The sequence below is a fragment of the Streptomyces sp. NPDC043870 genome (assembly GCF_056435785.1).
In genome coordinates, this window is the sequence record NZ_JBWKDT010000067.1 from 1 (window position 1) to 24,386 (window position 24,386).

Consider the following 24,386-nt stretch of genomic DNA (forward strand, 5'->3'; position numbering starts at 1 on the left):
CCCCCCCCCCCCCCCCCCCCCCCCCCCCCCCCCCCCCCCCCCCCCCCCCCCCCCCCCCCCCCCCCCCCCCCCCCCCCCCCCCCCCCCCCCCCGGGTTCGTGCTTCGGTCTTCGCGATCCCCTTTCTCATTCTTCTGTGGGATCGAGGCCGGCTGCGCTGTGCACCCGCCAGGGGTGAGGATGGGTATGTCAGGAATGACGCCCAGGGAAATGGGGCGGCGATGGATCTGGAGCCCCCAGCCCGGCCGGGCGGGCACCGCAGTGTTCCGCACACCGCTGACCTGCGGGTCGAGGCATGGGCCCCGAGCCGTGAGGACTGCCTGGCGCATGCGGTGCGCGGCGTCGCCGAGTCGTTCGTCGACCTCGGCGGAGCGACGGGTGACCGCACACGGGACGTGGTGATCAGGGCGGACCACGACGAGGAGCTGCTGGTGGCCCTGCTGGAGGAGGTCGTGTACTGGCTCGACACCGCGGGGGAGGTTCCGGTCGACGTCGACGTGGCAGCGATCCCGGGCGGTGTGCAGGTGGGCTTCCGGGTCGCCGGCGTCGGCTCGCTGCCGGTGATCGGCGCGGTGCCCAAGGCGGTGACGCTCCATGAGCTGGTGTTCGCCCACGGGGCCGAGGGCTGGAACTGTTCGGTGACGCTGGACGTATGAGCCGGGTCGCGCCGCCCGGCCGTGTGAAGGGGGACCGGAGGAGGCGATCAATCGTGGTCGGCACAGCCAGGACAGCCGGGACAGCCGTCGAGATCGTGGCGGAGGGGCCGTTCCGGTTCCGCGTCGACCGCCACGGGAAGATGCGCGTGCCGGGCGTGGTGTTCGCCAGCCGCGACCTGCTGCCCGAGGCCGCCGGGGACCAGGCCCTGGTCCAGGTCGTGAACGTGGCCATGCTGCCGGGCATCGTCGACGCCTCGTACGCGATGCCGGACGTGCACTGGGGCTACGGCTTCCCCATCGGCGGCGTCGCCGCGACCGACACGGCGGCAGACGGTGTGATCTCACCCGGAGGCGTCGGCTTCGACATCTCCTGCGGGGTCCGGCTGCTCGCGGCCGGTTACGACCGCGACGCGCTCGCTCCGCACCGCTTGCGGCACCTGATGGACGACCTCGGCAGGCGCATCCCGCGCGGAGCGGGACGGGGCGCGGTGTGGTCGGTCACCCGGTCCGAGCTGGAGCAGGTCCTGACGGGCGGCGCGCGGTACGCGGTGGAGCGCGGGCACGGCGTTGCCCGCGACCTGTGGCGCTGTGAGGACGAGGGTGTGCTGCCCGGGGCCGCTCCCGAGCAGGTCAGCGATCGCTCCGTGGAACGGGGACTCGGTCAGGTGGGCAGTCTGGGCTCGGGCAACCACTTCCTGGAGGTGCAGGCCGTCGACACCGTTTACGACGAGGCCGCGGCGCGGGCGATGGGGCTGCGGGAGCGGCAGGTCTGCGTGATGATCCACTGCGGCTCCCGAGGCCTGGGGCACCAGATCTGCACCGACCACGTCCGCACCATGGACCGGGCCATGTCCCGGTACGGCATCGAGGTCCCCGACCGGCAGCTCGCCTGTGTCCCCGTGGACTCGGACGAGGGCCGCGCGTACCTGGCCGCGATGGCCGCCGCGGCCAACTACGCGCGCGCCAACCGCCAGCTGCTGTCCGAGGCCGCCCGGCGGGCCTTCGCCGAAACGGTCGGCTGCGACCTGGACCTCGTCTACGACATCTCGCACAACCTGGCCAAGATCGAGACGCATCCCTTCGCCGGCTCCACGCTGCGGCTGTGTGTCCACCGCAAGGGAGCCACCCGCGCGCTGCCGGCGGGGCACTCCGATCTCCCGCGCGACCTCGCCGGGTTCGGCCAGCCCGTGCTCATCCCGGGCACCATGGGCACCGCCTCCTACGTGCTGGCGGGCGTGCCGGGCGGCGGCGCGTGGCACTCGACCTGTCATGGCGCCGGGCGAGTACGGAGCAGGCACCGCGCGGCACGCGAGGTCGACGGCAAGCACCTGCGGGCGGAGCTGGAGTCACAGGGCATCGCGGTGCGGGGCGCCTCCTGGCGCGGACTCGCGGAGGAGGCCCCGATGGCGTACAAGGACATCGACCGCGTCGTACAGGCGAGCGAGGGTGCGGGGCTGTGCCGCAAGGTGGCCCGCCTGGTCCCTCTGGGGGTCGTCAAAGGCTGAACGCGATTTTGTAGGCGCGGGCGCGGGCGGCGGGGTGCGGCCGCCGGAGTCCAGGGCCGCGGCTTCGGCCGACCGATCCGGGCGACCGATCCGGTCGGCCGCTACGGGCGGCTGCCATGCGAGGGGCGAAGCCCGTCAGGTGGCGCGGCTACGTTCGTCGCCTTCGTCGCCGCAAGAAGAGGAACCCGCCGACAGCGGCGGCGGTCAGGACCCCGCCCGCCAGGATCAGAGTCGGCATGCCGGGTCCGCCGCGCCCGGCTGCGGCGGCGGCCTCTGCCTCACCCTGTTTGCCACGGGCACTGGCGCAGTATTCGCGGTTGGCGGGATCCATGGCAGCCGTCACCGTCAGCGTCGTCCGCCCGATCCCGTCCTTCTCGGACGTCTCCTCGGCCTTCGTTCCGGTCATCTGCACGGTGTAGGTGCCAGGTTGGATTCCACAGCGCACCTTCGCCTTCCCGTGCGAGTAGAACCTTCCCTGCCTGATCTCCACCGGTGCGACGAACGCGGGCGATTCGAGCGTGATGAATGAGCCGTCCCAGTCCTCGTCGGCGAAGATGAACGGGTCTTCCGTCGCGGCGACGTCGATGTCGTCCCCGCGCTGAGCGGGCTTGTTCCCGTTGATCTCGAGGCCGGATTCGTAAACGTCCGATGCCGACGGGGATGCTGCGAGGGCCAGCGTGGCCGCGGTCAGGCCCAGGGCGGTGATGGCACGTATGACAGACATGGTCAGGCTCGTCTCGGCTTGGGGTGCCTGGCGGCCGGCGGAAGGAGCGGCCTCGGCGGTGAGGCCGAGTTGATCAGAACCCTATGGGCAGCGGCCTTTGTGATCAACGGCCTTTGCCCGTAAAGGAGTTGTTCTGCCGCCTGCCGGTCGATTGTCCGTCTTGTGTGCGCGGTCCCGCGCAGAGGTGTCGTGTGGTGTCAGGCGAGCGACGGCAGTGATGCTGTGAAGTCCCTGACTTTGGCGTTCTCGTTGGCGGTGCGCCAGCTGATCACGGCGCGGGCAGGCGGCAGTCCGGTCAGCGGCACGAACGCAACGTCGGGGTGGCGGTAGTACTGCGTCAGTGCGGTGGAGGTCGCGCAGACCTCGCTGCTCGTCGCGACGAGGCTGAGCATCTCGTGCTGCGTCTTGACCAGGCGCCCTCTGCGGATGGGCCGTCCACCGGGCGTACGCTGCGGCAGAAATCCCTCGCGGATCTCCTTGGGGGCTGTCACCGGCATCTCGACCATCGTGTGCTCGGCCAGTTCCTCCGCGTCGACCGACGACCTGGTCGCGAGCGGACTGCCCACCGAGACGGCGAGCACCCGTGGATACTCGGCGATCACCGGGCCGCTGGTGAGGTCCGGCTCCTGAACCGGCCAGATGGTGACCTGCATGTCCACCTCGGACCGCCGCAGCGGTCCGAAGTAGTCGCCCCAGCGGGTCTCGGTCATGCTGATCGACCACTCCGGGTGAGTGCGACGGAAGTTGGCCACCGAGGCGTCCACCGCGCCGGCGAACGGTCCGAGGAACCCGATGCGCAGCTCGCGGGCGAATGCCTGGGTTTCCTCGATGGATCGCTGCAGCCCCTCGAAGCTCGGCTTCACCCGTTCCAGCAGGAAGCTGCCGGTGGGTGTGAGGGTCACCCGGCGGCTCGTGCGGTCGAACAGACGGTCTCCGATGCGCCGTTCGAGCGACTGGATGAGCTGGCTCACCCGCGGTCGGGACAGCCGGAGCCGGTCCGCCGCCCTGGCGAAGTGCAGTTCCTCGGCAAGGGCCAGGAACGCTTCTATCTCCCCCAGTTCAGTAAATGCCACTTACCGATCGTACAGAAGATTGGTCTTGATGGGGGCGTGGTGCTTGGAAACGATGGGGTGACTCCGATGACGGCCCTCTCCACGGGGGTGAGCGGGCCTGTCGACGGGGTGTGGTCCAGTTGTGGGCCGACGGGCTCCAGGTCTGATCTGATCCAATCTGCCGATCCGTTCCGATCTGAGTCCTGATCATGTGGTGGGTGACGGGAGTGGAACCCGAGCTCCGAGCCCCGAGCTCCGAGCCTGGGATCCGCTGCCGCCCGGACCGTTGAGCGGTGGCCTGCTCGTGTTCGCGAACCCGTTCCGGCAGAGCCGCTCGCTCCTCGCTCCTTCGCGACCGGGGTGTCCGCCTGGGCGGTCGTGTCCCGGGCAGTCGTGTCCCCGGCGGTCGTGGTGTCCCCGGCAGTCGTGCCCCGGTCGGGTCAGAAGCCCGGCGGTGTCTCCGCCCAGACGCAGACCGCTGGGACCGTGCCGGGGTTGTGGTAGCGGTGAGGAGTGGTGGACTCGAAGCTGACGCTGTCGCCGGGCTGAAGGCGGAAGTGGACGCCATCGACCCAGTAGTCGAGTTCGCCGCTGAGGAGGAGGCCGACTTCCTCCCCGGCGTGGGTGTGGGGCCGGTCGCCGGAGGATGCCCCGGGAGCCACCTCGAGGATCATCATTTCGAGTCTGCCGACGGGGTTGGGGTTGAGCAGGGAGTAGGTGATCCCTTCCACTCCGGCACGGGTGAGCTCCACCCGTTGGTCCGGGCGGGTGAGGACGCGCTGTTCGCGGTCGATGTCCCGGAAGAGCCGACTGAGGGAGACGCCGAGGGCATCGACGATCGTGCGCAGGGTGTTGATGGTCGGGCTGTTGACGTTGCGCTCGATGTTGCTGAGGTAGCTGCGCGACAGGCCCGTCTCCTCGGCCAGCTTCTCCAGCGTGTAGCCCTTGTCCAGGCGCTCGCGGCGCAGGTGCCGGCCGATGCCGGTGTCTCGGGGTGTCTCCTCCGAGCCGGGCGGGTGATCGCCGGCCGTCATGGACCGTCCTCCGTCCAGTAAACGATGTGCAACATCCAGCATAGTGGCCATCACTGTCTAGGATAGGCGACACTGCATCCGATATAGACGTTGCTCGTTGGGCGGACCACCGCCGAGCCGCACGACGCACGACGCACGACGCAGGTACGGCGATCGCCGGGCCGGCGTCGCGCCAGGACCCACATCCGGAGGATCGATGAACCCCAGCGGTGCCGCACCCGCAGGCTTCCCCGCGCGGGAGCTGCCCGAGCTGCGGCTCGGTCTGGGTGCGCTGGAGCGCAATGTGGGGCTGATGGGCGACTGGTGCCGCGAGCAGGGCGTCGAGCTGGCCCCGCACATCAAGACCACGATGACCCGCCCCATCGTGGAACGGCAGATGGCGGCCGGGGCATGGGGAGTCACCGTTGCCACGGTGCGGCAGGCCGGCATCGCGCTGGGATGGGGACTTCGCCGCATCGTGATCGCCAACGAGGTGATCCACGGCCCTGACCTCGCCCTCGTGCGGCACTGGCTCGACCCGATTCTCGACACCGACACCGACACCGACACCGACGCCGGCCCCGGCCCCGACTTCGGCCCCGGCTCCGACTTCGAAGTCTTCTGCTTCGTCGACTCGGCAGAGGGGCTCGACCTGGCGCGTTCCGCCATGGACGGTGCGCGCGCCCCCCTGCGGGTGCTCGTCGACGTGGGTGCCCCGGAAGGACGGACGGGCGTACGGGATGCCGATGCGGCGATCGCGCTCGGCAAGGCCGTCGCCGAGATTCCGTCGGGGCTGCTCCTCGCAGGTGTCGCAGGCTACGAGGGGATCCGGCCCAACCGCCGGGACGCCGCCACGGTCGCCGACGTCGACGCCCACTGCCGCCAGGCGGCCGAGGTGTTCCGCGCCCTGGCGCCGCTGGTGCGGACCGGACAGCCCGTCTTCAGCATGGGCGGATCAGCCTTCCCCGACCGGGCCGTCGCAGCCCACCGCGAGATCCTCGGGCAACACGGCGGCCAAGAGCCGGTGTTCGTGCTGCGGTCCGGCTGCTACGTCACGCACGACCACGGCACCTACGAGCATGTCTCGCCCTTCCCTGGGCTGGAAGCGGCCCTCACCGTCCGCGCGGTCGTCCTGTCGACCCCGGAACCAGGACGAGCCGTCATCGGCGCCGGCAAGCGTGAACTTCCCTACGACGCAGGCCTGCCGGTCCTGATCAGCGCCCGCGACCCGCAAGGACAGCCGCGTACCGCCGCGAGCGCCACCGCGACCCAGATCTTCGACCACCATCTGATCCTGGCCGACGCACACGGCCTGCACGTGGGCGACGAGGTCGACCTCGGTATCTCTCACCCCTGCTCCGCGTTCGACAAATGGCCGGACATCACGGTCGTCGGCCATGACGGCCCCACCGGAGAGGTGTGGCACCCGCAGTTCCGGTGACACCCGATCGAACGGCCGAAGCCGACCCCTCCGCCATGCCCGTCCTTCAGGCGTCATCCTCCGCAATCGCCCAGCGCGGGCGGATGGATGACCCCCGTCGGGGCCGCTTCGGGCGCAACGTGCCGCCGCTGTCGGGTGCGCCATTGGCGAGTCCCGGTCGCGGACGCTGACGCCCGTTCGCGTGCTGCGCCGTATCACCGCTGCTGTGGATACCGAGGCCCGGTGCGCTCGGCGTGGACAGTGGGTCGAGGCGCCATGGAGGTGGACCGGCGAAGCCGCGGGCCGGGGAGAGCTGCGACACCTCCTGGTGAGATATGCCGAGCAGTCGGCAGGCGTCACCCTGGCTTACGTGCAGATCCTCGATCAGCGTGCGAGCAGCAGCGGCGATCGTCTGCTGCTCGGCAGCATCGGCCCGAGCCCGCTGCTCGGCAGCATCCGCCCACGCCCGCTGCCTTCTCGCTTCCAGTACGCCCTGTAGCAGTGCTGCGAACTCCGGAACCACCAGCTCCACGGCGATCGTGTCCGGTCGAATGCCCTGTGCTTCGGCGATGGCGTCGCGCGCCACGTCCTCGGCCTCATCGAGGGTGCGGCACTGCATGTGGAGGGCGAGTTCCGGAATGTCGACGGCCCACCACCGGCCGATTCTGTGCAGCTGTGCTCGGTAGCAGGCGCTCACGGGGACTCGGCCTCCTTGATGTTTCGGCGGTGGCATTCGGCAGCGTGAGCAGGCGTCGGCGTGCGATCGCAGCGAGCAATCAGCCGATGCACACACCGATCAGGCACACGTGCGCCGGCGAGGTCGGCTCGGCCGGCGGCGTAGTCGGCAAGAGGTTCAGAGGAGCCGAAGTGCCTTCGCCGGGCGCTTCGGTCGAAGCGGGCGCGGTGGTCGCCGGGGCCGGCGCGGCTGGGGCTGGGGCTGGGGCCGGTGCGGCTGGTGCGGCGGCGTTTCCGACGCCTGTCCCCTTGGCCGGTTCGGCTGCGGTGTGCGGCGTGGCGGGGGGCTCGGCCGCGGCGGCCGTTCCCGTATGCCGGACCGTCGTCGCACTGGGAGGTGCGGTATCGGTGGTGTTCTGCCGCCCGCTCGTTGTCACGGGCGGGCGAGTGCTGGTACGCCGCGAAGCCTGGCTGTCCGGCTGCTCCGACGCCCCGCCGGTGGGCGTTGTTCCGGGCGTGGCCGTGGTGACCGGTTCCGGCGGTGAGGCTGCGTGTGTGTGGCTCGCGGAAGGCCTGACGGCCGGCAGTACGGCGACGGTCAGGCCGCCACCGACAAGGGCGACGGCCGTCGCGGTCAAGGCCCGACGCCGGTTCTTCTTCCAACGTGCCAGCTGCCGACGCCGAGCCGCCCGGCCGCCCTGCAGAGCGGGAGCGGTGCCGTCGAAGTCACCGGACGAACCATAAGAATCCGACGAGCCAGATGAACCAGAAGAATCCGACGAGCCAGATGAACCCGATGAGCCGGACGAACGCTCACTGCTCGATGCATCCGCCATCGCGTCTTCGAAGTTACCGCTGCCGACCGGTTCGGCATCGGCGTGACGAGCCCCGAGGTGGAACTCCGGAGCGGGGACCTGCTCCGCGCGCCATGCCTCCCGCATCGTTGCGTCAGAGGCGACCGCGTTGTGGAGACGGTGGACCGGCGGCGCGATGTCCGGAGCGTAGGCGCCGCACCCTGGGCACACCAGAGCCCCGTTGAGGTTCCGACGGCACGTGGAGCAGTAGTCCATCTGCGATCTTTCTCTGCTGATTGCGCCGCCAGGGACGCCGACGACCTCTTCAAGTTCGCATGCGGGATCGAGCGGCCAGCAACGCTAACGGCACCCGCCGAAGGCGGTGCGCAGCCCTTGTGATGCTGCTGCAAAGATTCTCTGGCAGTGCTGTCCCGTACTCCCGGACATGTCGTCACGAATGCCGGGATGAGCGGCTCCGGCGAGAGGGACAGGCGTCACGGCCTGATCCTCCGGGCGCGCGCCGTGCCCGCTGCGCCGGTTCAGCAGCGTTCACCAGACACCGAGAGACGAGGCAGGTCCGATCATGCCGACCCCTTCCGGATTCAGCTACGAATCCCGCGCCGACGGCACCATCGTCATCACCCATCTCGGACGCAAGGCCGCCACACTGCGTGGCAACCGTGCGGCGCAGTTCGCCGCGGAAGTGGAGTCCGGCGACGCCCAGACGGTGATGGCCCGCTGGACCGGCGCGTACAAGTTCGGCAACGAGCGCACCGCCCGCAACCACCCCAGGAACCAGGGACGCCGCGCCTAGATAGCCGGTCGGCCGGTGGCCCGGGGAGTCCGGTCCGGGTACAGGCTGTGGTGGATGGCCTTCGCCACGCCCTCAATCGTATCCATGCCGTATTCCCACCCCACTTCCTCCGACTCGTCCTCAGGGACCCTGTTGTTCTCGGTGAGGACCACGAGGCCATAGTCGTAGGCGTGGCCGGTAAACGCGCTCATGCTGTTGACTTTCCAGTCTCCGCGGTCCCAGGGATTCTTGAGCCCGCTCTCGGAACGCTGCAGCCATCCGTTCTTGACCTGGACGGAAGCGTCCGAGGGGGCCCCGGCGGGCGTTCCCCACCGCTGATCCTTCTGGACGTCATGCATAAGGCCCAGGATGTAGGTGCGCTGTTCGGCGTTGAGGACCGAGTTGTCCTTACCGGTGAGCAGCTCAAGCAGTCTGGCCTGATCCCTCGCGGTGATCTGAGTCAGGCCCATGAAGCCTGCTTCGTTGATGATGGTGTTCCTTATTCCGGCCTTGTCCAGGAAATTCTGAATTCTTTTGGGCCCCAGGCTGTCCCACAGCGTGTACGTCGCGTCGTTGTCCGAACCCACGATCATCTCCCTGGCCAGGTCCTGCTCGTCCTCGGACAAGTGGCCGCCCCTGGCCAGGAGCAGAGCGCCCAGTACCACCGGCTTGACCGTGCTCGCGGAGTCGTAGTGCTTGTCCGCGTCGTACGTGCAGGATGTGTGGGTGGTTCGGTCATACAGCACCATCGAGGCCTCACTGGCGCGGTTCTTCAGCGCCTTCGCTATGCCTCGGGTCAGGGAAATTGCCAGTCTGGGGTTCTCGGACACGCATTCAATCAGCTCGCCGTTGATCCGCTGAGATGCGCTTTCCGTCCTCTCTGCTTCATGGGTTGCGGCTGCAGTGGGGGCATTCGGAGCGGCAGCAGGCGCGGGAGCGGAAGCGGGCGCGGGAGCGGGGGTTGAGGGGGGAATTGCAACGACAACGGAGACCGCAACGGAAACGGTTCCCAAAGTTACCTTTGAAGTCGTCCTACCGAGCGTCAATTCATTCCCCTTCCGCTTTTCCGGTCCGTCAGTCGCGCTTGTGGTCCGACGCTACAAGCTTGAGATGGGACCGGCCTGCCGGGTCAGCCGATAGGCTTACAACAGCTAACACAATGAGTCGATCTGACGGTGGGTGATCAGGCAGCAGGCGAGCTTGAGGAAGGCTTCGTGGATGTCGGCTCGTCGCTCCCAGCGGATGCGAAGTCGTCTGAATCCGTGAAGCCAGGCGAAGCTCCGCTCCACCACCCATCGGTAGATGCCCAGTCCCGTGCCATGCCGGGTTCCGCGGCGGGCGATGGCCGGCACGATCCCGCGTTGACGGATGCGGTCGCGGTAGACGTCGTGGTCATAGCCACGGTCGGCGAAGAGCGAGTCGGGTCTCCGGCGGGGATGGCCGACGCGGCCACGGACGGGCGGGATTGCGTCGAGCAGCGGCAACAGCTGGGTGACATCGTTGCGGTTGCCGCCGGTCAGGAGGACTGCGAGCGGGGTGCCGTAGCCGTCGGTGATCAGATGGTGCTTGGAGCCGGCCCGGCCCCGATCGACCGGCGACGGACCCGTGTGGCTCCCTCCTCTCAGCGCTCTGACATGGCTGGAGTCGATCACGCAGCGGGACCAGTCCAGCCGCGATGCCGCATTGAGCTCTGCGAGCAGCACCTCGTGCAGCCGCTGCCAGACATTGGCATCGTTCCAGTCCCTCAGCCTGCGCCAGCAGGTCATGCCCGAGCCGAAGCCCAGCTCCTTGGGCAGGTTCTCCCACTGGGTGCTGGTGTACAGCACGAACAGGATCCCGCACAGCACCTGCCGGTCCGGCAGTGGCTTGCGGCCCGGATACCGAAACCGGCGCTCCCGCCTCGGCAGCAGCGGCTCGATCCGCTCCCACAGGTCATCGGACACTATCCACGGCGATGTCCCCACTATGCGATGAATGCTCAACTCGCCATGTAGTCACGGGCATCAGCACCGATCCATCTCATTGGGTTACCCGTCTGCTGATCACTAGTGTGCGCTCGTGCTGATATACGACGAGCTGACGCCGACGGAACGTGAGTTGTGGGATGCCTTCCCCGAGGGACGCTGGGTGGACCTGCGCACCGGCTCCTCCGCTGAGGACGATCCAGCGGAAGGCGATGGCTGGGGACCGGAGCGTTCAGTGCGGGCCACCGTGGTGACCGGTCTACTGCTAAGGGGTAATGACCGTTCCACGCATGCGGTTGCCGCGCTGCGGCTCGCAGGGGCGCGGATCACCGGACGCATCGACCTGGAGGGGGCGGAGGTCCTGAGCCCACTCTGCCTCGACGGTTGCTGGCTCGAAGAGCAGGTCCGACTCTCCGGGGCATCGACCCGAATGATCCGGATGGCCGGTACTCGGGTGCCGGGTATCGACGCCAGGTCGGCCCGGATCGACGGTCAGTTCGATCTCCGTCGCGCGCTGGTCGAGGACGGCAAAGTCGCTGTCGTCAACGCTCGGATAACCGGCGAGTTCGACCTCTGCGGCGCGAGTCTGCGACCACCGGAGAACTCGGAGGCCTTGAACGCCAGCGACGCCGTCATCGAGGGCGCCCTCCTGTGCCGGGACGGGTTCCTCGCTCGCGGGCAAACCGTGCTCCTGGGCGCTGAACTGCGCACCGGCCTCCTCATGGAAGGCGCGCGGCTCGAGAGTCCTGACGGCAGTGCCTCCGTGCTCGCGGACCGTGCGACCTTCGGGTGTCTGCTCGCCACCGGAATCAGCGCGCAGGCCACGGTACGTCTGCGAGGCGTTCAGGTCGGGGACCTGATGACGTTCGAAGGCGCCACTCTTGCCGATCCCGACGTGGCCCTGGATTGCGCGCGACTCCAAGCCGGTGACCTCGACGTCCGGTTCGGCGCACTGCCCTCTGGAACGCTGGACATGCGGGACGCTCGTGTCGGGGTCCTGCACGACACCGAGTTCAGCTGGCCGCAGGAGATACGGCTGGACGGCTTCACGTACAACGCCATCGACACCACGGAGGGCGCCGTCTGGGACACCGTGGCCGGCCGGATCACCTGGATCCGCCGCTCCCGGGGCTACGCCCCGCAACCGTACGAGCAACTTGCGGGCTGGTACCGCCAGGTCGGACATGACGCCGACGCGCGCCGGGTCCTTCTGGCCAAAGAACGCCACCGACGGCGCGCCCTGCACCCAGTCGCACGGGCGTGGGGGTACCTGATGGATGCCACCGTCGGTTACGGCTATCGCCCTTGGCTGGCCGGACTGTGGCTGACGGCACTGATCGCGATCGGTTCGACAGTGTTCAGCACGCACTCACCGGCCCGGACGAAACCGGGAGAGGGGCAACCGTTCAACCCGATCGCCTACACCCTCGACCTGTTGATCCCCATCGGCGGCCTGGGCCAGCGGGAGGCGTGGCACTGGACAACCCCAGTCACACAGTGGCTTGCGTACGTGCTGATCGCCGCAGGCTGGATGCTCACCACGGCGGTCGTCGCAGGCGTGACCAGAACACTGAACAAGAACTAGCAAGCGGACCAAGGGCCCCGAGCATCGGTAGCCCCGCTCTGCTCGAGGGCGTCTTAATCTGCTTGGGGGCGGCGGCGTCATTGTGTTAGGCGTTCTTATGCGGGCCTTTTCAAAGCAGCCGATGAGGTGAATGACAGGTTCCGCCCTGTCGGGAACTTCGCGTGCCGCAGGTACCCGGCAGGTCACACCACCAGGTTGAGCAGCAGCCCTGCCGTGCACACGACGCCGGCGGTGGCGAACAGGTACAGAGCCCGGCGGATCAACGCGTACTTGAAGGCGGCGATGCGGGCGACCTCGTAGAGCTGATCCAGCGAGGAGGCTGTCGGGGTCTGGAGCGTGCGGGCGATGCGTGCTTCCAGGGTTGCCCTCGGGTGTTCCGCGACATCACCGAAGTAGGCCACGAGGTGATCCGGGGCATCGGCCGTGCGGCGGTTACGGGGACAGACCGCGTACCCGAGGAGCCCCACACCCGCGATCGCCGCGGCCAGACCGGTCCACCAGAGCCACTCCACCGAGTTGGCCATGGGCACGAACGACTTGCCCTCGGACAGTGCGACGGACAGGACCGCGCCCAGCGCGACGCCGGACGCCGCCAGGAGCAACGAAGCCTTGGCATCAGCCTGTTTGACCTCGTCCCGGGCGTTGGCCAGCAGTCTCTCGGCGTAGGCCTGTATGCCCGCAGCAGGTGCCGGTCTCGAACCGGACGCGCTCCCGATCGCGTTCGGACATGCCCCGGCCTTCCGCCACGTACGCCTTCCGGTACCGGGAACCGAAGAAGGTGTAGTCGCCCCCGGACGCCGGTACGAAGGCCAGCTCGCCGACCACGTGGTCCGGCGGGTGGCAGTGACCGTGCACCGAGAGGACCCGCCCGTCCTTGAGCAGGACGAAATCCTGGTCCTGAATGAGCAACACAGTGTCCTCACAGTGTTGTTGGAGGATCAGAACGCCGGCTGTCGTGCCCGTGCCCGCCCGGTATCCGTGACGTCCCTCCGCCGAGGGCGTTTCGCCGAATGCCCCGGATCCGGGCGCCACCTCTGCCTGGCCCCAGAATGGGGGACGCGCACGGTTGGGGAAAGGGGATGCCCGCCGGGCCGGCGGGCTCCGTCGCTCAAGCCGCAGGTCTCGTCCGCTCGCGGGATGCTGAACGCCGAACCCGACCTCGACGTCGTCGGCGAGGCGTCCTCCGGCCCGGAAGGTGTCGTGCTCTGCGGGCGGCTGCAGCCGGACATCATCCTGATGGACCTGCGGATGCCGGGCGGCGACGGCGTCGACGCCACACGGTAGGGCGCCTGGAGCGCACCGCCTCCGGTGGGACAGCTACGGAGGCAGGCCACCCGGCTTCGACCGCAAGCCCCTGTGAGCAACGGAACGATCGCCGCCCCGGTGTGCTCACCGCGTGTACGCCTTGTCGTAGAGGCCTCGCAGCTGCGGGTCGGCCTCGGCGCTGTAGCCGCACAGGGTGACACGGCCGTCGTTGGCGGTGACGAGGTAGTGCCGGCCGGCTGTGAACTCCACCCCGCTGAGCAGCGGGACCATCTCCGTTTCGTTCCGGAGCTGGACGACGGAGGCGTCCCCGCCCCGGTACCAGTGGTCGACGCGGAGTTCGACCTGGTTGCCCTTGACGGAGGTCGCCGTGCCCTCGAACGCGGTCTGCATGCTGCCCAGTACGTCGACTGTGACCGCGGCGCACTTGGCGGCAGGCGCCTCCGGGACGGTCAGGGTCACCGGGTCGGCCTTGGACGGCGAGGATGCCGAGGGCGACGAGCTGCCGTTCGCCGCCAGTCCCCAAGCGATGCCGCCTCCCGTTGCGAGTACCGCGGCTGCTGCTGCGGCCAGCACCAGGCGTCGGCGGCGTCCGTCCGAGCCGTCATTGGTGGACGGGGCTTTGGTGTCTGCGGTCATGGTGGTCTCCAGGAGGCGGTTGAGGTCGGGTGAGGGAGCGTGAGAGGTCCGAGCCGGGTCGATGGCCCTCAGCCGGGCGAGCAGTTCGTCGTTGTTCACCGGTTGCTCCTTCCTTCACCTGTGCCATGTCCAGCGGGGCCGCCGTTCTTTCGGTCGAGCAGCGCGGCAAGCTTCTTCTTCGTCCGGTGCAACCGGATGCTGACGGCGTTGGGAGTCAGCCCGGTCACCTCGGCGATCGCGCGCGGCGGCAGCCCCTCCCATGCCCAGAGCAGCACCACCTCACGGTCCAGGCTGCCGAGCGTGCCGAGTACGGCGTGCAGTTCGGCCTGGTCGGCCTCCGCGGGCCCCGGCGGCCGTGCCGTACGGGCCAGCCGCTCCACCAACCGGAGTCGACGCCGCTCCGCCCGGCGCACGTTGGCCAGACAACCGCGTGCGACGCCGTAACACCAGGGCAGCACATCGTCAGGGTCGATCTTCGAATCCGCCCCTGGCCCTGGCACGTCATCAAGACGGCGCCAGAGCACCAGCATCGTCTCCGCGAGGACGTCGTCGACCGCGCCGGCGTCCGCCCGGCGCACAGGTATCGGTGCAGCGGCTCCATCACCACGCGCATCAGCGCCTCGAAGCGGGCCTCTCGGGCCCGGGCAAGCTCCTGCCCCAGCATGGATTCCACGTCCCGCACCCGTGCCGGGCGATTCCTTTCACGACAGCAGGTATGACGCAGGTCACCGTAGCGTGTCAGCCCGGCCCGGCCTGCGGTCGGCACGGCAACTGCCGGTTTGAAGTTGCGGCACTGGTGGTCTGCTCGGGCAGGAATCGACCTGCGGGTATTTCCGGCGGCTTCCCCAACTCGGCCGTGCCGTCCTGCGCATGAGCCAGGACAATGCCTGGAAGTGTTATCCGCAGACATCAAGCCGGTGGATTCGGACCAAGAAGAATGAGCCTGCTTCGGCGGTGCACCCACCACTGGACGCCGCGCATGTCGAAAAGTCCGGCGCGTGCACAGCGGTCGCCGAAGTCGCAACAGAATAACCATCACTCCGACAATGCGAACATCAAGCCCCCGCCGGGTCCACCCGGCTGGGCTAATTCATGCCCACCCCGTACGCATCCTCATTCGGCCCGTCGTCGCCACCCTCGATTAGCGTGTCGGGCAAAACCGCCATGGTCACCTGTTACTGTGCGGGTCGCAGGGAATGTCCACAAAGGATTTCACGCGCCAACTGGCGGACAAGATTTGCCTTAGTCGAATGCGGGCGCAGCCCGGTCGAGAGGATATGGACCATGCACGACTTTTCTCGTCGCGGCCTGCTCAAGGCGACGGCGGCCGCAGGTGCCGGCGCGGTCGCCGTCCCGGGTATTGCGGTCGCAGGCGCCACGGTCGCGAGCGCCGCGAGCAAAAGGCCCGGAGGCCCGAAATGTGAGCCGGCGGAGCTGACCGGCCGCATCGTCCGCCCCCAAGACCCCAACTACACGGACGCGCGCCTCGGCTGGGACCAGCTCTTCTCTCACTATCCGCTGGTCATCGTCTTCGCCCAGAACACCCAGGACGTGGTCAACGCCCTCACGTGGGCGCGGCAGAACGACGTCGCGCTGCGGGTGCGGAGCGGCCGGCACGCCCTTGAGGGCTGGTCGAACGTGGACAACGGCCTCGTGATCGACATCAGCGAGCTGAAGTCCGTCCACATCGACGCCGACGAGCGCATCGCGACAGTCGGCTCCGGGCTCAACCAGCTGGAAGCGGTGACCACGCTCGCGGAGCAGGACTTCGCGGTGACCACCGGAACGGAAGGCAGCGTAGGCCTGTCCGGTGCGACGCTCGGCGGCGGCTTCGGCTTCCTCACCCGCTGGCTCGGCATGGCCTGCGACAGCCTCGTGGGTGCCGAGATCGTCGTCGCGTCGGGCGACGACTGCGCCAAGGTGATCCAGGTGGATCGGCACCACAACTCGGACCTGCTCTGGGCGCTCCGCGGGGCGGGGAACGGCAACTACGGGATCGTCACGTCACTGACCTACAAACTGGCTCCGCTGAAGAGCGTCGCTTATCTGCAGGCGACGTGGACGGGTATCGACGACCTCGCTGCCATCTTCGAGGCGTATCAGCGTACGGCACCGTTCATCGACGACCGCCTCGGAACCCAGCTCGAGATCCACAGAAACCAGATCTTCCTGTTCGGGGTTCTCGCCGAAGGAACGCCGGAAGAGGCGAAGGAGTTGCTGGACCCGATCCTGTCGATCGACAGCCCCGAAGTCACAGTTCAGGTCGGTAACTGGGGCGACGTATACGCGGGATTCCAGATTCCGATCGAGCTCGAACCTGCGAACTGGAAGTTCTTCTCGCAGTTCTCCAGAAAGCCGTTCCCGAGTGAGGCGATCGACCTGGTCGCCTCGTTCGTTCAGAACGCCCCGACGGATGACAGCAACTTCTTCGTGCAGGCCTTCGGCGGGGCCGTCAGGAAGAGCCCCCGCGGCGGTACCGCGTTCCCGCATCGCGACGCGCTCTTCTACTCCGAGCCCGGCGTCGGCTGGGGGAAGCGCAGTGACGAGCCAGGCGTCTGCGACCCGCTCACCCCAGTGGCCCAGACCTGGATCGCCGAGTTCAGCCAGGCGCTGCGGCCCTACGTGAACGGCGCCTACGTCAACGTGCCGAACATCGGGCAGCAGGATTGGGAGACCGCCTACTGGCGAGACAACTTCGACCGGCTGCGCGAGATCAAGGCGAAGTACGACCCGCACAACGTCTTCCAGTACGAGCAGAGCGTCCCGCCCGCGACAGACGGTGACCGGCATTCACACTCCGGACCCCGATAGGCAGGCACTGTTCTGACCTGAGCCGAGATACCGAAGGTCAGCCACGATGGCGGGTGCGGCGACTGAGCACCCGCCACGTGTGTTTCCAGGTCGGGCGGTGGTGCGGTGCAGTTCTGAGCTGCACCGGCCGGGCGAGGCGAAAGGCCACGCCCGGCCGGCTACTTGCTCTTCCTACGAGCCCGTGGGAGACGACACGCGCGTGGGGCACGGACCGGATCCACTCATGCGCGGCACTCGTCAAAGGCACTGTCCCCACCCCCTGTGTTCCGGACGGGCACGACCCAGGCCTCGAAGTCCGCTCCTTGCGGGAACGAGCGAGGCGACGGTCCGGGCCTTGAGTCACCTCTGGCGCCGGGGGAGCGGACTCCATCGTCGGCACTGCCACAAGTTTCTTGGTCATGTGACCACCAGAGGTCAGAACCGTCCGCGGCTTCCCGTACGAGCTCACCCAGCGGGGAAGGTGAGCCGCAGAACGATCTCGCCGTCGTCGATCTCCCCGGTGGGCTCGAACCCGAACTTCTGGTAGAAGGGCCACGGTTCGCCGTCGCCGGGCTCGTAGCTGGTCAGCAGCTCGGTGGCGCCGTCCGCGCGAACCAGGGCGGCGATCTGCGTGAGCGCCTCTCGGCCGATCCCTCGCCTCTGGTACCGCTTGTCGACGAGGAGGCGCCAGAGGAAGTGCTGCCCTTTGAAAGGACCAGCCGGCGGTTTCCACGACAGCATCACGAAGCCGACTGGCTCGTCGCCCCGGTACACGGCGCGGTACCAGGGATTGGCCTCCGGAGTCTTTGCCGCCTCCTTGAGCGACTTGGACACCGAGGCGACGAACTGCTTCTGGTCACGTCGGACGCGGAGGGCACGTACGGCATCCCGGTTGTCGTCGGTGATCTCCCGTAGGTGCACGCCTGGGGACCTCATGGCACACCCCTTCCTGCTCCGGCAGCTGCGCCGTCCGGGCCGACGCGGAGGGCCGCCACCAGGTGGCATTGCCTTGTGCGTACGCGTCATCACGGACGCCAGACTGGACGTCTTCGCAGCGTATTCGACCCAGGCGATCTGGAGCGGGACTGGCACGCCCGGCTGTGACCGCGTCCGAGGCAGATCGTTCCGTCATGGCGGTCGGCTTGCTTCATGATGCCCGGTCTATCCGCAGTGACCTGCGAAAATGACCCGTGGGCGAATGTGGCCCCTCTGGGCGCCGGAGCGGGCTGGGCGAGAGTGTGACTCTCTGTGAGGGACAGCTACGCACCTCACCCAGGAGGCAACCGGGCCATGTTCGAGCTCCGCCCCTTTGACGACGACCGGCCCATGACGGCTCCAACTGCGTGCTCGGGGCATTCACACCGCGATGCCGCTCCCCACCTCGCCGGCTCGGAGGATGCTCAGTCGAGACAAAACTCGTTGCCCTCGATGTCCTGCATCACGATGCACGAATCGTTGCCGTCATACAGCAGTCGCACGCGTACCGCGCCGAGCGGGACCAGTCGTGCGCACTCGGCCTCAAGCGCGGCCAGGCGCTCTTCACCCACGAGCCCGGTGCCGACCCGCACGTCAAGATGCAGCCGATTCTTGACGACCTTGCCTTCGGGAACGCGCTGAAAGAACAGTCGCGGGCCCACACCTGAGGGATCGACGCAGGCGAACCATGAACCCTGATCCTCAGGAGGCCGGGAGCCGTCGAAATCGTCCCAAGTAGCAAACCCCTGCGGCGGCGGCGATACGACGTACCCCAACACCTCGCACCAAAAACGAGCGACGCGTTCAGGTTCTGCGCAGTCGAAGGTGACTTGGAACTGCTTGATCGATGACATCGGCGCACCATAGCAGGGGACTCCGTTGCTCATTTCCCGGTGTGGATCCGCATGTTGTCGGGAGGACGGCACCTGCCAGGAGCTGTCCGGCCGATCGCTCGTGCGGCTGCCCGCGAGGGGATACGGCGCAGGGAACGCGGCCCACCGGTTTCCGGCACCGGCGTCCTGCGGTCCAAGTGGCGGACTGCTGCCATGACGACGCACAAGAACCTGTTCGGCCTTGCCTGGGGCGCGGGCGGCGACCAGGGCCCAAGCCGTGGGGCCGACCGCCCCAGCCACAGAGGGCGTCCCCTTCAATGCGCGTCCGCTTGTACGCGGTCGTCATGTGCGCAGGTCGAGCAGCATGACGTCATAGAGGTCCGGGCCCTGCCACGGGCGCGCCTCGCCGATCTTGCGGTAGCCCCACGCCTGGTAGGCGGCCGACGCTGCCTTGCTGTCCGGGTGGACGTTCAGCAGCACCCGTTCGGCCTCGATGACATCGAGCAGCGTCTCGTGCAGACGCCGCGCGACACCCTGCCCGCGCCAGGGTCCGCGTACGGCAAGTTCCATGAGGCCGAAGGTGCGGTGCCCGTCCTCGCGCCGCATGTCGTCGGGCACGGGCTCGGTCAGTTCGTCCCACCACCCTGTGTCGGGCTCGACCGGGTACCCGTATGCCATGCCGACCGGCTCGCCGTCCTCGGTACGGGCCAGGGCGGCGCGAAGAGTGCGCTTACGGGTCTGGGAGCGAAAGCGCCGGAAGGTGGCTGCGACGTCGTCAGCGGTCTCGTTGTACGGCGGTTCCGCGAACACGTCGGCATAGATCAGCCTGAACGCGTCCTCAGCCTGCGCTGCGGCCGAGCCGTCCATGTGCTCTACCGTGATGGTTCCCTGCGGCGTCATATGGTGCCCCCTCGGACTGTTCTCGCGCATGTAGCTTCTCAGCCGCCGTCCGCACCCCAGATCGCCGAGCGGACCGTCAGCGCCGTCGGCGGATTCGTCCTGGCCGGACAGCGCGTCCAACTCGGCCGGGCATACGCCGGCCTGGTGGCCACTGCCCACCCTGGTGCGTCGCGCCACCGGCGGGGCTGTCCTTCGTGATCACGAAAGATGGCCCGTGAAAGACTCCTCCTGGTGTCCGTCACAGCGGATCACGCCTCAAAGAGCCTGACAGCCCTGGGGCCGATTGGGCTCACACGTCGGCCTGCCGGAGTTCCTCGAGCAGTTCATGCTGCCCGACGAGCAATTCGGTGAGAATGCGGCGGGCCGCGCGCAGCAGTTCCGCGACGTCACCGCCGGCGAGCGCGTAGCTGACGGTGGAGCCGTCGCGTATCGACACCACGATTCCCGACCGCCGCAGCACGGCCAGCTGCTGGGACAGGTTGGACGGTTCGATCTCGATCGCTGTCAGTAGATCGCGTACCGGCACCGGGCCGTTCTGCAGGAGCTCCAACACCCGGATGCGGACGGGATGCCCGAGCATGCGGAAGAACTCCGCCTTTGCCTGGTACAGCGGTACCTGCATGTGATCGCTCCCGTGACTTGACGCTTACCAACCGACCCTCCCGCCTCCGGGCGGCCCCTTTCAGAGGGTTGACCTCATCGGGATCTCGCGAATTGAAGATACTTTCAATTCGTGGGTAGCCGGAAGCGAGAGGATCGTCACCGCACTACAACTCGAGGTCCGCCTCGATGCGCCGCAACTGGTGCCGGGCCATGGCCAGGTTGGCGTTGGCCTTGTCGAGGACGAGGTAGAGGAAGAGGCCGTTGCCCCCTCGGCCCTTCAGGAGCCGGATCAGGTGGTACTGGCTGCCGAGGGTGATCAGGATGTCGTCGATGTCGTCCTTGATCCCGAGGTGCTCCATGGTGCGGGTCTTGGCGCGAATCACGTCCGTGTTGCCGGCCGCTGCCACCGACAGATCGAGATCCTTGCCGCCCCCCAGCGTGCCCAGAGCCATCCCGCTCGTGTAGTCAACGAGCGCCACCCCCAGCGCCCCCGTGATCGATGTCATGGACTCTTTCAGGGAGATCTCCACATTGGCCATCGCTGCGCTCACTCCTCATCAGTGCGTGCTGTCGGATGCCGGGACCCCCGCGGACAGACCGCGCGGCGGCATGTGACGGGAACGCTACCCACGGTGAAGGTGCCGTGGAGGAGCATGAGCGAAATAGGCCAACGGTAGGTCGAAAACAGACCTTCATCCGTAAGAGCCCGCGCAGATTGGCGTGGTGCACTCCGGCAGCACCGACCTGCGGAGCCACCGGGAGTGGTACGCGGAGAAGGGTCCGGACGGGCTGCTGTTCGTGGGGGAGAAGGGCAAGCCGTTCCGCCGCTCCAGCTTCGGCCGCAGGTGGAGGAGGGCGCGGGCCGAGGCCGGCGTACCCGACAGCTTCCGCTTCTACGATCTTCGTCACACCGGCCACACGCTGAGGCGCTCCGTGCGCGAGCCCGTCGGACGCCGGCGGGCCGGGCCCAGGTGCTGCTGGCACCGCTGGTGGTGGCGGTCGCTGGCGTCGTCTTCGCGGCGCTCCGCGATGCCGCGATGGCCGTGTGGATCATCTCGCTGGTGCTCTCCGTGGCAATCGTGTCCTGGGGCACCGTAAGAGGGCTGCGCACCATGGCCCGCCGGATGTTCAGCATTGCGGAGCCGTACGGGCGATGACCCGCAGCGATGTGCTCAGGCATGAGTCCAGGCAGCCGGTTTGAAGCTCCTGTTCGACCGTGGTCATCCGCTCTACCTGGCACGGATCTGGCGCGAGAGCGCGCCCCAGGCGAGGTGGTCAGCCGGGTGCTGACACATGCCTGCCTCCGCGGGTCGCTGTAACCTCCTCGGCTTCCGCTGGCCGGCGTCCGAAGTCGAGGGTGGCATGGCGCGCGACTAGGATGGGTGTATCGCCCCATCGAGGGCTTGACCAGGGGCTCGGCCCACAGCCCGGGCGTGCGGCGGCGCCGACGCCCCAGGGCGGTCATCACGCGCCCGCTGCTCTTCACCCTGGGCTTCTCAGCATTGCCAGGGAGCATTGTCATGACTGCTCAATCCGCCTCGATCGTCCTGGAGCGTCCGGCGCAGGAGCTGGCCGACGCGACCTCGAACCATCCGTTCTTGTACGAGCTGAAGCCAGTCGAAGCACGCAAGGTCCTCGACGACCTGCAGGCCGCGCCGGTCGACAAGCTGCCGGTCGACGAGGAGTGGATCACCGTACCGGCCTCCGTGGGCGACGTACGGGTGCGCATAGTCAAACCGCAGGGCACCACGGGGACACTGCCCGTCGTGCTGTACATGCACGGCGGCGGCTGGGTGCTGGGCAACGCCGCCACCCATGACCGCCTGGTACGGGAGTTGGCGGTCGGTGTCCGCGCGGCGGTGGCCTTCGTGGAGTACACAGCCTCACCGGAGGCCCACTACCCCGTGGCCATCGAGCAGGGCTACGCCACCGCACAGTGGATCGAGCGCGAGGGAGCGTCCAAAGGCCTGGACGCCCGGCGCATGGCGGTGGCCGGCGACTCGGTCGGCGGGAACATGACAGCCGCGCTTGCCCTGATGGCCAAGGAGCGCGGTGACGTCACGTTCGTGCAGCAGTCGATGTACTACCCGGTCACGGACGCGGCCATGGACACCAAGTCCTACGAAGAATTCGAGAGCGGCTACTACCTCAGCCGCAAGGCCATGGAGTGGTTCTGGGACGCCTACACCACCGACCCGAAGCAGCGCGGGGAGATCACCGCCTCTCCCAACCACGCCACCACCGAGCAGCTCGCGGGCCTGCCGCCCGCCCTGCTGATCGTGGACGAGGCCGACGTGCTGCGCGACGAGGGCGAGGCCTACGCCGCCAAGCTGCGCGCAGCAGGCGTCCCGGTCACCACGGTGCGCTACGACGGCGCGGTGCACGACTTCATGATGATCAACTCACTCAGCCAGACCAGGGCCACCCGAGCAGCCGTGGACCAGGCTGTCTCGCTCCTGCGTGATGCCCTCGGAACCGCTTAGCCTCAAGGGCGGCACGTCCATGACCTGCGCACACGGGCAATAGGCCGGCGCCTCCACGGCCGGGGTCAGCACGCGGGAGCTGATGACTCGTATGGGACACAGCAGCTCCCGGGCCGCGCTGATCCATCAGCACATGACCAGCGATCGTGACCCCGCCACAGGGGATAGGTGGCCAGGATATGCATGTACGCCGACGAGGCTGGCGACCTCGACATGTCGGATTCGAAGAGGGCAAGCACGTATTCCGGATTCGGGACGGCGGTCTCGAGGGTGATCACGGCCACTTCCTGTGGCAGGGACTGCAACTGCGGTGCCACCTTGAGCGCAACGGCGTGTCCCTGCCTCAGGGGCTCTACGCCAAAGACGATTCGCACTCCACCCGCGCCGAGGTGTTCGAGCTCATCGAAGCGCAGGCGCGACGCCTGGACACGACCCGCCTCGCCCTTCAAGGCGTATGTCAACGGCTGTCCACCGACCGCGACATCGTCCCGTGCGTCTTGAACGCCCAGACCTCGTGGGGAGTTCAGGTCGCGGACCACGTGGTCCAGACAACAAGAAAGGCCCGGGTCTATGACCTGGGCCTTCGTCGTGGAGCGGGTGACGGGAATCGAACCCGCGCTCTGAGCTTGGGAATCACCGGGCCGTCACGGAGGGGGTTGACGCTGACCAGCGCAAACGGCCTCTGGTGATTAATCGCGAGGCGTCGCGCTTGACTGCTCTTGACCGCTGGGATCCGCTCTTTCTGGCACGGATGCGGCACGGGCTTCCATCCGCTCTGACGGGTCGCGTCACCGACCCCGCACCCGACAACACTTTCACCCGAATGGCCCAACATGACGTGCCACCCATATGGGTGAAGATCAAGCTGGCTAGTGCCCCAACCGAGGCAATCTGTGAAAGGCGAACCAAATGCGCATTCGACGAATCCTCGCCACAGTCTTCGCCACGGCAGCCCTCGCCGGACTCGGCCTCACAGGCGCCGCCACCGCCACCGCCACCGCCGGCAGCGTCACCCCGGCCAGCGTCACCCCGGGTGAGTGCACGGACGGCGGCGGAACGATCGATCGGTCGACGCCCGTGCTCCCGACCTGCAGGGGCGGTATGTACGACGGGCAGACGGTCGACTAAAACCCCACTAGGGCTCGTTGTGAAAGTGGATCGGCGCCCCGCAGCCACGCGTTGCGGGGCGCTCCCTCGCGAGCGTTCCCCCTCGGCTGACGGCTCAACGTACCTGGGAGGCGTGACGATCGCACACGGGCCCGATGAGGTCGGCGGGAGCGGCTTTGGGCTGGACCTGCCATGGGGCGAGAGATCGGGGCCCGTACGCTGGTCGCGAATCGGGCAGTCTCTGGACCTGCCCGCAATAGCCCGATGTGGGCCCCGATCTTCGAGGCTCGCCCCATGGTGGCTGCCTAAAGCCGTGGAGCCGACCGGGCCCAGCCATCGCGGGCTACCGTCCACCGCTCGGGTGTGCTCGCTACAGCCGCGCGGCCGGCGTAGCCGGGCCCGGAGCGGGGCGGAGACAAGAGCGTCGGGCCCGGCGGCGAGCCGGGGCCGCGCGCGGCGAGCGGAGCGAGCCGCCTTGATCAAGTAGAGAAACTCTTACCGCAGATCAGCCTCGGCCCGTGTCCGGTCCCGGGAGATGCTTGACACTTCGGTCCCAGCTGATGGTTGACAGTGGCCGTGATCGGCTTTTCTGTGCGCGTCGTTGCGGCGTGTT

Annotated in this window: 24 protein-coding genes and 3 pseudogenes; 12 read left to right on the forward strand and 15 right to left on the reverse strand. The window is 68.1% G+C overall.

All coding sequences use genetic code 11. The features are described from left to right. Positions 1-220 precede the first annotated feature (220 nt). Positions 221-655: an archease gene (locus AC0699_RS37045; protein ID WP_478669899.1), complete on the forward strand. Its 435-nt coding sequence runs from the start codon at positions 221-223 to the stop codon at positions 653-655. A gap of 53 nt (positions 656-708) precedes the next feature. Continuing rightward, positions 709-2,160: an RtcB family protein gene (locus AC0699_RS37050; RefSeq protein ID WP_478669904.1), complete on the forward strand. Its 1,452-nt coding sequence runs from the start codon at positions 709-711 to the stop codon at positions 2,158-2,160. 148 nt (positions 2,161-2,308) lie between these two features. Here AC0699_RS37050 and AC0699_RS37055 read toward each other — a convergent pair whose 3' ends face one another. From AC0699_RS37055 to AC0699_RS37065, 3 genes are all read right to left on the reverse strand, one after another. Next, positions 2,309-2,884: a hypothetical protein gene (locus AC0699_RS37055; RefSeq protein WP_478669909.1), complete on the reverse strand. Its 576-nt coding sequence runs from the start codon at positions 2,882-2,884 to the stop codon at positions 2,309-2,311. A gap of 197 nt (positions 2,885-3,081) precedes the next feature. After that, positions 3,082-3,957 carry a LysR family transcriptional regulator gene (locus tag AC0699_RS37060; protein WP_478669912.1) on the reverse strand — a complete coding sequence of 292 codons (876 nt, stop codon included), beginning with the start codon at positions 3,955-3,957 and terminating at the stop codon, positions 3,082-3,084. A 419-nt stretch (positions 3,958-4,376) separates the two neighbouring features. Next, entirely contained in the window at positions 4,377-4,970 is a 594-nt protein-coding gene (locus AC0699_RS37065; protein WP_478669918.1) for a cupin domain-containing protein, read from the reverse strand. Positions 4,971-5,166: 196 nt separating this feature from the next. Between AC0699_RS37065 and AC0699_RS37070 the strand changes: the two genes are divergently transcribed. After that, positions 5,167-6,390, forward strand: a complete 1,224-nt coding sequence (locus AC0699_RS37070; protein WP_478669923.1) for a type III PLP-dependent enzyme domain-containing protein — start codon at positions 5,167-5,169, stop codon at positions 6,388-6,390. A gap of 46 nt (positions 6,391-6,436) precedes the next feature. Here the strand turns inward: AC0699_RS37070 and AC0699_RS37075 are convergent, their stop codons facing one another. Together AC0699_RS37075 and AC0699_RS37080 are read right to left on the reverse strand one after the other, a co-directional pair. Further along, positions 6,437-7,066 (reverse strand): hypothetical protein, encoded by a 630-nt coding sequence (locus AC0699_RS37075; protein WP_478669927.1) that lies wholly within the window; start codon positions 7,064-7,066, stop codon positions 6,437-6,439. Between the two features lie 79 nt (positions 7,067-7,145). Then, complete coding sequence (locus AC0699_RS37080; protein WP_478669932.1) at positions 7,146-8,114, reverse strand: SCO2400 family protein; 969 nt, start codon at positions 8,112-8,114, stop codon at positions 7,146-7,148. A gap of 307 nt (positions 8,115-8,421) precedes the next feature. On the opposite strand from AC0699_RS37080, the gene AC0699_RS37085 reads away from it, so the two are divergent. Then, the gene (locus AC0699_RS37085; RefSeq protein ID WP_478669935.1) at positions 8,422-8,652 is read left to right on the forward strand and encodes a hypothetical protein; all 231 of its coding nucleotides are present in this window, start codon (positions 8,422-8,424) and stop codon (positions 8,650-8,652) included. On the opposite strand, the gene AC0699_RS37090 is transcribed toward AC0699_RS37085, so the two are convergent. Both AC0699_RS37090 and AC0699_RS37095 read right to left on the reverse strand, forming a co-directional pair. Then, the gene (locus AC0699_RS37090; RefSeq protein WP_478669940.1) at positions 8,649-9,461 is read right to left on the reverse strand and encodes a serine hydrolase; all 813 of its coding nucleotides are present in this window, start codon (positions 9,459-9,461) and stop codon (positions 8,649-8,651) included. The two genes, AC0699_RS37085 and AC0699_RS37090, sit on opposite strands and share 4 nt — an antisense overlap. 321 nt (positions 9,462-9,782) lie before the next feature. Continuing rightward, positions 9,783-10,598, reverse strand: a complete 816-nt coding sequence (locus AC0699_RS37095; protein ID WP_478669991.1) for an IS5 family transposase — start codon at positions 10,596-10,598, stop codon at positions 9,783-9,785. A gap of 91 nt (positions 10,599-10,689) precedes the next feature. Here AC0699_RS37095 and AC0699_RS37100 point away from each other — a divergent pair, with 91 nt between their 5' ends. Next, positions 10,690-12,180 carry an oxidoreductase gene (locus AC0699_RS37100; RefSeq protein WP_478669944.1) on the forward strand — a complete coding sequence of 497 codons (1,491 nt, stop codon included), beginning with the start codon at positions 10,690-10,692 and terminating at the stop codon, positions 12,178-12,180. Between the two features lie 182 nt (positions 12,181-12,362). On the opposite strand, the gene AC0699_RS37105 is transcribed toward AC0699_RS37100, so the two are convergent. Further along, complete coding sequence (locus tag AC0699_RS37105; protein WP_478669949.1) at positions 12,363-13,103, reverse strand: Pycsar system effector family protein; 741 nt, start codon at positions 13,101-13,103, stop codon at positions 12,363-12,365. A gap of 214 nt (positions 13,104-13,317) precedes the next feature. Between AC0699_RS37105 and AC0699_RS37110 the strand changes: the two are divergent. After that, positions 13,318-13,455, forward strand: a pseudogene (locus AC0699_RS37110) (response regulator transcription factor); the annotation flags it as partial. Positions 13,456-13,569: 114 nt separating this feature from the next. On the opposite strand, the gene AC0699_RS37115 reads toward AC0699_RS37110, so the two are convergent. Continuing rightward, the gene (locus AC0699_RS37115; protein WP_478669953.1) at positions 13,570-14,181 is read right to left on the reverse strand and encodes a hypothetical protein; all 612 of its coding nucleotides are present in this window, start codon (positions 14,179-14,181) and stop codon (positions 13,570-13,572) included. Continuing rightward, a complete protein-coding gene (locus tag AC0699_RS37120; protein WP_478669958.1) occupies positions 14,178-14,660 on the reverse strand; it encodes an RNA polymerase sigma factor in 483 nt (160 codons plus the stop codon). The genes AC0699_RS37115 and AC0699_RS37120 overlap by 4 nt, the downstream gene beginning before the upstream one ends. A 706-nt stretch (positions 14,661-15,366) precedes the next feature. Here AC0699_RS37120 and AC0699_RS37125 point away from each other — a divergent pair. Then, positions 15,367-16,893, forward strand: a complete 1,527-nt coding sequence (locus AC0699_RS37125) for an FAD-binding oxidoreductase (protein WP_478669963.1) — start codon at positions 15,367-15,369, stop codon at positions 16,891-16,893. Positions 16,894-17,337: 444 nt separating this feature from the next. Here the strand turns inward: AC0699_RS37125 and AC0699_RS37130 are convergent, their stop codons facing one another. The 5 genes from AC0699_RS37130 to AC0699_RS37150 all read right to left on the reverse strand — a co-directional run bounded on the left by AC0699_RS37130 (position 17,338) and on the right by AC0699_RS37150 (position 20,722). Then, positions 17,338-17,808 (reverse strand): GNAT family N-acetyltransferase, encoded by a 471-nt coding sequence (locus AC0699_RS37130; RefSeq protein WP_478669967.1) that lies wholly within the window; start codon positions 17,806-17,808, stop codon positions 17,338-17,340. A 464-nt stretch (positions 17,809-18,272) separates the two neighbouring features. Further along, positions 18,273-18,701: a VOC family protein gene (locus tag AC0699_RS37135; RefSeq protein ID WP_478669971.1), complete on the reverse strand. Its 429-nt coding sequence runs from the start codon at positions 18,699-18,701 to the stop codon at positions 18,273-18,275. A gap of 321 nt (positions 18,702-19,022) precedes the next feature. Then, positions 19,023-19,580 carry an N-acetyltransferase family protein gene (locus AC0699_RS37140; RefSeq protein WP_478669974.1) on the reverse strand — a complete coding sequence of 186 codons (558 nt, stop codon included), beginning with the start codon at positions 19,578-19,580 and terminating at the stop codon, positions 19,023-19,025. Between the two features lie 289 nt (positions 19,581-19,869). Next, entirely contained in the window at positions 19,870-20,202 is a 333-nt protein-coding gene (locus AC0699_RS37145; RefSeq protein WP_453659458.1) for an ArsR/SmtB family transcription factor, read from the reverse strand. Positions 20,203-20,347: 145 nt separating this feature from the next. Further along, on the reverse strand, positions 20,348-20,722 hold the full coding sequence (locus AC0699_RS37150; protein ID WP_478669980.1) for a hypothetical protein: 375 nt from the start codon (positions 20,720-20,722) through the stop codon (positions 20,348-20,350). 202 nt (positions 20,723-20,924) lie between these two features. Between AC0699_RS37150 and AC0699_RS37155 the strand changes: the two are divergent. From AC0699_RS37155 to AC0699_RS37175, 5 genes and pseudogenes are all read left to right on the forward strand, one after another. Then, a pseudogene (locus tag AC0699_RS37155) lies at positions 20,925-21,107 on the forward strand (tyrosine-type recombinase/integrase); the annotation flags it as partial. 47 nt (positions 21,108-21,154) lie between these two features. After that, positions 21,155-21,340 carry a hypothetical protein gene (locus tag AC0699_RS37160; protein WP_478669994.1) on the forward strand — a complete coding sequence of 62 codons (186 nt, stop codon included), beginning with the start codon at positions 21,155-21,157 and terminating at the stop codon, positions 21,338-21,340. A 363-nt stretch (positions 21,341-21,703) separates the two neighbouring features. Further along, positions 21,704-22,666 (forward strand): alpha/beta hydrolase, encoded by a 963-nt coding sequence (locus tag AC0699_RS37165; protein ID WP_478669984.1) that lies wholly within the window; start codon positions 21,704-21,706, stop codon positions 22,664-22,666. 49 nt (positions 22,667-22,715) lie between these two features. After that, positions 22,716-22,940 (forward strand): annotated as a pseudogene (locus AC0699_RS37170) (hypothetical protein); the annotation flags it as partial. 635 nt (positions 22,941-23,575) lie between these two features. Next, positions 23,576-23,794, forward strand: a complete 219-nt coding sequence (locus AC0699_RS37175; protein ID WP_361647688.1) for a hypothetical protein — start codon at positions 23,576-23,578, stop codon at positions 23,792-23,794. Positions 23,795-24,386 lie beyond the last annotated feature (592 nt).